This is a genomic window from Dialister sp. (genome assembly GCF_051885895.1).
GTDB lineage: Bacteria > Bacillota > Negativicutes > Veillonellales > Dialisteraceae > Dialister.
In genome coordinates, this window is record NZ_JBJEXP010000113.1 from 64,660 (window position 1) to 71,056 (window position 6,397).

Annotated in this window: 5 protein-coding genes and 1 tRNA gene; all 6 read left to right on the forward strand. The window is 47.6% G+C overall.

The window, feature by feature from the left end; all coding sequences use genetic code 11:
- The first annotated feature begins 12 nt into the window (after positions 1-12).
- Positions 13-840, forward strand: coding sequence for a pyruvate, water dikinase regulatory protein (locus ACI4N7_RS09785; protein WP_439733175.1), 828 nt, complete (start codon positions 13-15; stop codon positions 838-840).
- A gap of 168 nt (positions 841-1,008) precedes the next feature.
- Positions 1,009-1,082: transfer RNA gene (locus ACI4N7_RS09790), tRNA-Gly, on the forward strand.
- A 305-nt stretch (positions 1,083-1,387) separates the two neighbouring features.
- The gene (locus ACI4N7_RS09795) at positions 1,388-1,681 is read left to right on the forward strand and encodes a hypothetical protein (RefSeq protein ID WP_439733176.1); all 294 of its coding nucleotides are present in this window, start codon (positions 1,388-1,390) and stop codon (positions 1,679-1,681) included.
- A gap of 230 nt (positions 1,682-1,911) precedes the next feature.
- Positions 1,912-3,708: a GGDEF domain-containing protein gene (locus tag ACI4N7_RS09800; RefSeq protein WP_439733177.1), complete on the forward strand. Its 1,797-nt coding sequence runs from the start codon at positions 1,912-1,914 to the stop codon at positions 3,706-3,708.
- A gap of 302 nt (positions 3,709-4,010) precedes the next feature.
- Entirely contained in the window at positions 4,011-5,762 is a 1,752-nt protein-coding gene (locus ACI4N7_RS09805) for a diguanylate cyclase (RefSeq protein ID WP_439733178.1), read from the forward strand.
- An 18-nt stretch (positions 5,763-5,780) separates the two neighbouring features.
- Positions 5,781-6,397, forward strand: a 617-nt coding sequence (locus ACI4N7_RS09810) for a TatD family hydrolase (RefSeq protein WP_439733179.1), incomplete at its 3' end; no start/stop codon positions are given.

Here is a 6,397-nt window from a genome sequence, read left to right on the forward strand (position 1 = left end):
GAGGCATATCATTTGAATAAAATACCGGAAGTTTACGTTGTTTCCGATTCCCTGGGCGATACGGCGGAAAGCGTGGCTAAGGCCACCATCAGCCAGTTTGATGAGGACATTGATATTGTGCGTGTTCCCTTTATCCGCCATGCGGAACAGATCCAGAAAGTAGTGGAAGAAGCCGCCCAGCATCATGCCGTGGTGTGTCATACCCTGGTAAGTCCGGAACTTCGCCAGACCTTTGAAAAAATGGCAGAAGCCAAAAATGTACGCTACGTGGATATCCTGGGTCCCATGATGGATATGGTAGGCTCCATTTCCTCCACTAAACCCCGCATGAAACCGGGAATCATCCATAAGCTGGATGAAGAGTATTTCCGCAAGGTGGAAGCCATCGAATTTGCGGTTAAATACGATGACGGCAAGAATCCTGCCGGCTTTGCCAAGGCCGACGTTGTTCTGATCGGCGTATCCCGTACATCCAAGACGCCGCTGTCCATGTATATGGCTCATAAGAAATACAAGGTGGCCAATCTTCCTCTGGTACCGGAAGTACCGCTGCCGGAAGAAATTTTCCACATTCCCCCTTACCGTATCATCGGGCTCATTATTGATCCCTACAAGCTGAACACCATCAGAAGTGAACGCATGAAAGCCCTGGGCTTCTCCGGTACGGCCAACTATACGGACATTGCCCGCATAGAGGATGAACTGTCCTACGCCAAGGAAGTGATGCGCCAGCTTCACTGCATGGTGATTGATGTGTCCAATAAGGCCATTGAAGAAACCGCCAGCCGTATCATGACCATCATCCAGAGAAATAAAGAACTCTACGGAGATAAATACTGATACTGTATGAAAAGACTGCGATGCATAGGCTCACAGTCTTTTTTGCTGCATTCCGAAGTCCGACAGGCTTTGCAGTGACACCTGCCAGGTCTTTCCGGCGCAGCAGCCCTGCTAAAACCCACTGGCAAAAGGTGTCCGAATATGATATGATTTAACAGTACCTGATTTGCGGGTGTAGTTCATCGGTAGAACGCCAGCTTCCCAAGCTGGACAGGAGGGTTCGACTCCCTTCATCCGCTCCAGACTCTGCAGGAACCTTGCGAAAGGTTCCTTTTTTGATGGAATTTTTCTTCATAAGGAGAAGGTTCCGACTGAGTTTCATAACCATAGGAACTCAATATTTATTTATTTTTTATGTATTTTTAACATATCCTGCTTCGGGCAGGCAGACTGGCCGTCTGGCCGGGGTTGTTCGGTGTTCTTCTATCTTTCTTTTTTTAACGATCTATGCGAAAGCGATATGCAGATCCTATTCACAATAATTACTAGAAGTAATATAATAGTTGAAACAGCCTGTTAAACGGCTGAGTGAAAGGAGTAGATAGGAATGAAAAAAGTAACCATGGCCCTTGCGGCAGCAGGAATCGCTCTTTCCTGCATTTCCATCGGAGTAGAGGCAGCTGACCAGACAGCAGCAGGAGATCCGGGAAGAGATTGGCGCATTGCTCTTTACAACGCTGAAACGAAAGGTCAGCCTGACCAGAACCAGGATATCCATCTGACCGCTCAGGAGAAGGCAGAAGTAGAATCCAACAAGGATGCTGTTCAGAAGGCTGATGTAAATGATGTACATCAGCAGGGCAGAGACTGGAGAATTGCCCTGAAAAACGCAGGCAAATAATATCTGAATTCATATGAATGCATACCCTGACTGAAAAAATACCGGAAATGTCATGTTTCCGGTATTTTTCTCTGTCTGTTTTGACAGAGGAAAAGAGATTTATGCGTTCTCATAAAACTTGTTTCTCCTTTTTGTGCAGTGTATAATAAAAATATGCATATTTAAGCAGAGGCCCTTAGACAGGGGGTTCTGAAGATAAGATAGCAGTAAAGAATAGAGGGGACCGGATGATGAATGGGAGCAGAATCAGGGGAATGCTGAAATCCCTGAGCATTCCTGTTATGGCAGCCGGCCTTTTTTTGACGGTCTGCCTGGATTATGTGCTCATTGAAAACCATCGTCAAATGGATATAGAGGTTTTCACACCCTATGCCATCCATCGTCTGGAAGGCATTGAAAGCATGGTGAAATGGTGGGATGTGGTCACCAGCCTCATGGAATCCAAACTGGAAGATAATCCTGAAGAATATATGGCACAGCCTTCGGAACCGGCTATGGTGCTGGCCATGAATCCCATGATCCGCAATATCCAGATCCTGCCGGAAAAAGGTAGCCCTCGGGTCTTTACAGCGGAGAAAAGCAGGGGAATCGATATGCCTTCCCTGCTTCAGGGACGTCTGAAACAGGCGGCAGAAACGGCTCGGACGGAAAAACGTCTGGTGCTGGTGGATTCCCTGGATGTAGGTTTTTCCTATCGGGTTATGGTGCTGCTGCGCCCTGTATATAGTGGAAACAGCAGAGAAAATGATCATTTCTGGGGTTACATCGTGTTTGCCGCAGATCAGCCGGAGGTACTGGAGAATGCCAATATTACCAACCTGGGAAAGCAGAAGCTGGACTACACCCTGCGGCACCGTTATCCCTGGGAGGAAGAGCCTCACCTGGTGAGGGAGCTGGGACAGACCAGAGAGGATGGGCCTCGGGCTGAAAGCGTGATTGCAGGAGATGTATGGTCCATTATCCTTCGTCCTCAGGGGACGAATATCAACTGGCAGCTCCTTTTCTTTGCTACGGTGGCAGGCCTTTCACTGACCACCATTATTTCCTTCCTGCTTCGTAGGAACGGCGTGCTGAAAAAAACCAACGGCACCCTTAAAATCATGGGCACCACGGATCCCCTGACCGGCGTATATAACAGGAAGGGCGGAGACGGAGCCGTGGCGGATTTTCTATCGAAACATCCGAAAGAGAAAGCCATGGTCATTGCCCTGGATATTGATAACTTCAAACTCATCAACGATGTATACGGACACAGCGTAGGGGATGAAGCTTTGAAAAAGATGGTTCATGACATGCAGGAAACCTTCGGAGATCAATCGCTCATTACCCGCAACGGCGGCGATGAATTTATCCTGTTTCATCCCTATGACAGTTTTGAAGAACTGGCGGGAAAGATGGAAGAATTTACGAAAAATCCGCACTGTTTCATGGCTGGAAACAGGGAAGTCCGTTTTTATACATCGTTAGGCTGTGCAGCCTATCCGGAACAGGGAGATTCCTATGGAAATCTCTGCATCCGCGCAGACTATGCCCTTTATGGAGCCAAATTGAACGGGAAAGCCGGATGGCGGCGGTTTGACGGCAATACCCATAAGGAAAGCCGCCGTTTACAGTTCGGCTTTAATCTCAGCGATGTGACAGATCATCTGCCCGGCGGGGTGCTGGTGCTGAAGGCTACAGAAAAGGAAGAAATCCTTTTTGCCAATAAAGTGGTGGTAGAGCTTCTTGAATGTGATAATTATGAGGACTTCATGAAGTACACCGGCGGCAGCTTCTTTTCCGTGATCTGTGCGGAAGATGTGGCAGGGATGAAGAAGGAATTCCACCGCCAGCTGGGGAGAAAAGACAATCCTGGGCAGATTGATTTTCTCTCCTTCCGCATGAGAACTAAAAAAGGAAAGATCATTGAAGTAGAAGACTCTGCCAGAAAAGCGCGAAATCCCTTTTACGGAGACCTGTACTATGTTTATCTCTATGCTAAAAAAGACAAGATAAGAATGACCGATGAAGGTCATGAAATCGAGTGATGGCGGCGGGAAATGAAACTGTGTTTTTGATAAAGAGAAGGGAGCGTCCGAACAAAGGACGCTCCCTTTTACGTGGGCAGAAATGGGATATTGGATTCCGTGATTTAATCTGTGTTTTTGCCTCATAGGGCAGAAAAAAGATGTTTTTCCCTGTTCTTTTTGGCAGGACTGCGCACCGGTGCGATGATTTATACAGAATCCCTGTAAATAGGTGATTCTCTTCTTTTTTTCAGCAGATAAAAGAGATATAATAAATTTTATGAGGAAATAAAAGTTTTATTTTTAGGCAGGGGATGATAGGCATGAAGAAATTGGCGGAATTAATCCGTTTTATATCCATGCCTGTTTTTTCTGTCATCTTTATAGCGGTGCTTATACTGGATGCCAGCCTTTACCAGTCTATCAGTACAAATACGGAAACCAATGTACGCGAAATCGGAGATGCCCGCCTGGCATGGATCCAGCAATCCCTGGAACGGTATGTGGACATTACGGAAGTCATGGAAAGCAGGGTGGCGGAAGCACAGGGCGAAAGAATTCCCGATGTGGCAAAGCTGGCAGACTTTGTTAAAATGGACGCTGCTCTTCGCAGCATTCAGATCATTCAGGCAGATGGAAGGTTTTCCGGATTTAATCAGGACGCCAATATCCGGGATTTCAGAGACCTGTCGTCCGGTTCTCTGAAAGATCTGGCAGATTATACGAAAAGGACCGGCTATGTCAGCATTACGCCTTCCATAGAAGTGGGCGAAGGCCTTCATGATATTGTGGTGCTCCGTCCCGTATTTTTGACGGGGGAACAGGGAACGCAGCATTTCTGGGGCTATATCCTGGCCATTATTGATACAGATATCTTCCTCTCCGACGCCAATATTAAGAGTCTGGAAGGCCAGAACATTCTCTGCGGACTTTTTCATACGGAAGAAAACGGTACGGTTTCCGGCCTTTATGAAAATGGCGCCTATCGGAAGGATGCCGTCAAACAGTCCCGGAATATTTACGGAGATCAGTGGACCATCTACCTCAGGCCTCAGGGCCCCTGGGTAAACCCGTGGATTATTTTCCTTACCACCTGGGCAGGCATTCTGACTGCCATAGCTCTGGCTGTACTGGTACGGCGCAACGCCAGCCTGCGCCTCATGGGTACCACAGATGCCCTTACCGGCGTGTACAATCGGAACGGCGGCGATCTGGCGGTAGGAAAGTACCTGGAGGTACATGAAGAGGAACCGGCTCTGGTCATGGCAGTGGATATTGATAATTTCAAAATTATTAACGATGTGTACGGCCATGAGGCCGGAGACCGGGCTCTCTGCCATTTTACCGAAGACATGAAAGAAACCTTTGGAAAACATATTTTTATTACCCGGAGCGGGGGCGATGAATTCATTATCTTTGCTGCCGGAAGACAGGAAACATGGATGACAAAGGCTATAGAACAGTTCACCGGGACGCCCCATGTGTTTTCCTATAACGGGCAGGATATCCACTTCTCGGCATCTCTGGGCTATGCCTGCTATCCCAGTCAGGACAGGGATTACCGCAGTCTGGTTCTCAAAGCGGACTATGCTCTCTATAATGCCAAACTGAACGGAAAAGCAGGGTGGAGGAAATTCGAGGAAGAATTGACGGAAGAAAATACCCGCACCCAGCTGGGCTTCAATCTTACCGATATAGGAAATGAAATGCCCGGGGCTATGCTTGTTTATGAGGCAGAAAATAAAAAGATTCTCTTTGCCAGCAGCCGGCTGATTAAAATTATGGAATGCGGAAATCTGGATGATTTCATGAACTATACCTGCTCCCATGTTTTCCGCCTTTTCCCTCAGGGCCAGGAAGAGGGAATCCAGAAAGAAATTGAACGCCAGATGAACCGGTCGGACAACCGGCGGAGGCTTTACTTCGTCCATGCCCTGATGATGACTAAAAAGGGAAATGTAAAGCCGGTCAGCATGATGGGCCATTTAAATCATAATGCCAACTATGGAGACCTTTTCTATGTTTTCCTCTATGAAGAACGGGGAAAAGCGGAAGAAGCACCCGGGGCAGTTTGAAACAGGAAAGAAGATAAGATGAATATACAATACTACGACATAGGATTGAATCTTTTTACGCCCTCTTTTCCCCATCCGGAAGACATCATTACCGGTGCGGAAGAAAGGGGAATCAAATGCATATTGACCGGTTCCGACCGGAAGGAAAATGAACTGGTGAATGATTTCACAAAGACCCATGCACTTTACGGTACTGCCGGCATTCATCCCCACAGTACCGACCGGGCTGAAGATCGGGATGTGGATCGAATCAGGGAAATTATTCTTTCTAATCCTGCCATGGTGGCAGTCGGAGAGACGGGGCTGGACTATGATCATATGTATGCCAAAAAGGAAAACCAGCTCCATTTCTTCAAAAAGCTGATTCTTTTGGCGGAAGAGCTGCATAAACCCATGTTTCTCCATATGCGTGATGCGGCTGATGATTTTATCCGCTGCTTTCAGGGGCATGAAGATATCTGCCCTCTCTCTGTGGTTCACTGCTATACAGGCAATAAGGAAATCCTGCAGAAGCTGCTGGATATGGGATTCTACATCGGCATTACCGGATGGATCTGCGACGAAAGGCGGGGAGATGCCCTCCGGGACGCCGTATCCATCCTTCCACTGGACAGAGTCATGGTAGAAACCGATGC

Excerpts from the sequence above, each read along its gene's own strand:
- ACI4N7_RS09795 (WP_439733176.1), top strand. The coding sequence starts at position 1,388 with ATGAAAAAAGTAACCATGGCCCTTGCGGCAGCAGGAATCGCTCTTTCC.
- ACI4N7_RS09805 (WP_439733178.1), top strand. The coding sequence starts at position 4,011 with ATGAAGAAATTGGCGGAATTAATCCGTTTTATATCCATGCCTGTTTTT.
- ACI4N7_RS09800 (WP_439733177.1), top strand. The coding sequence starts at position 1,912 with ATGAATGGGAGCAGAATCAGGGGAATGCTGAAATCCCTGAGCATTCCT.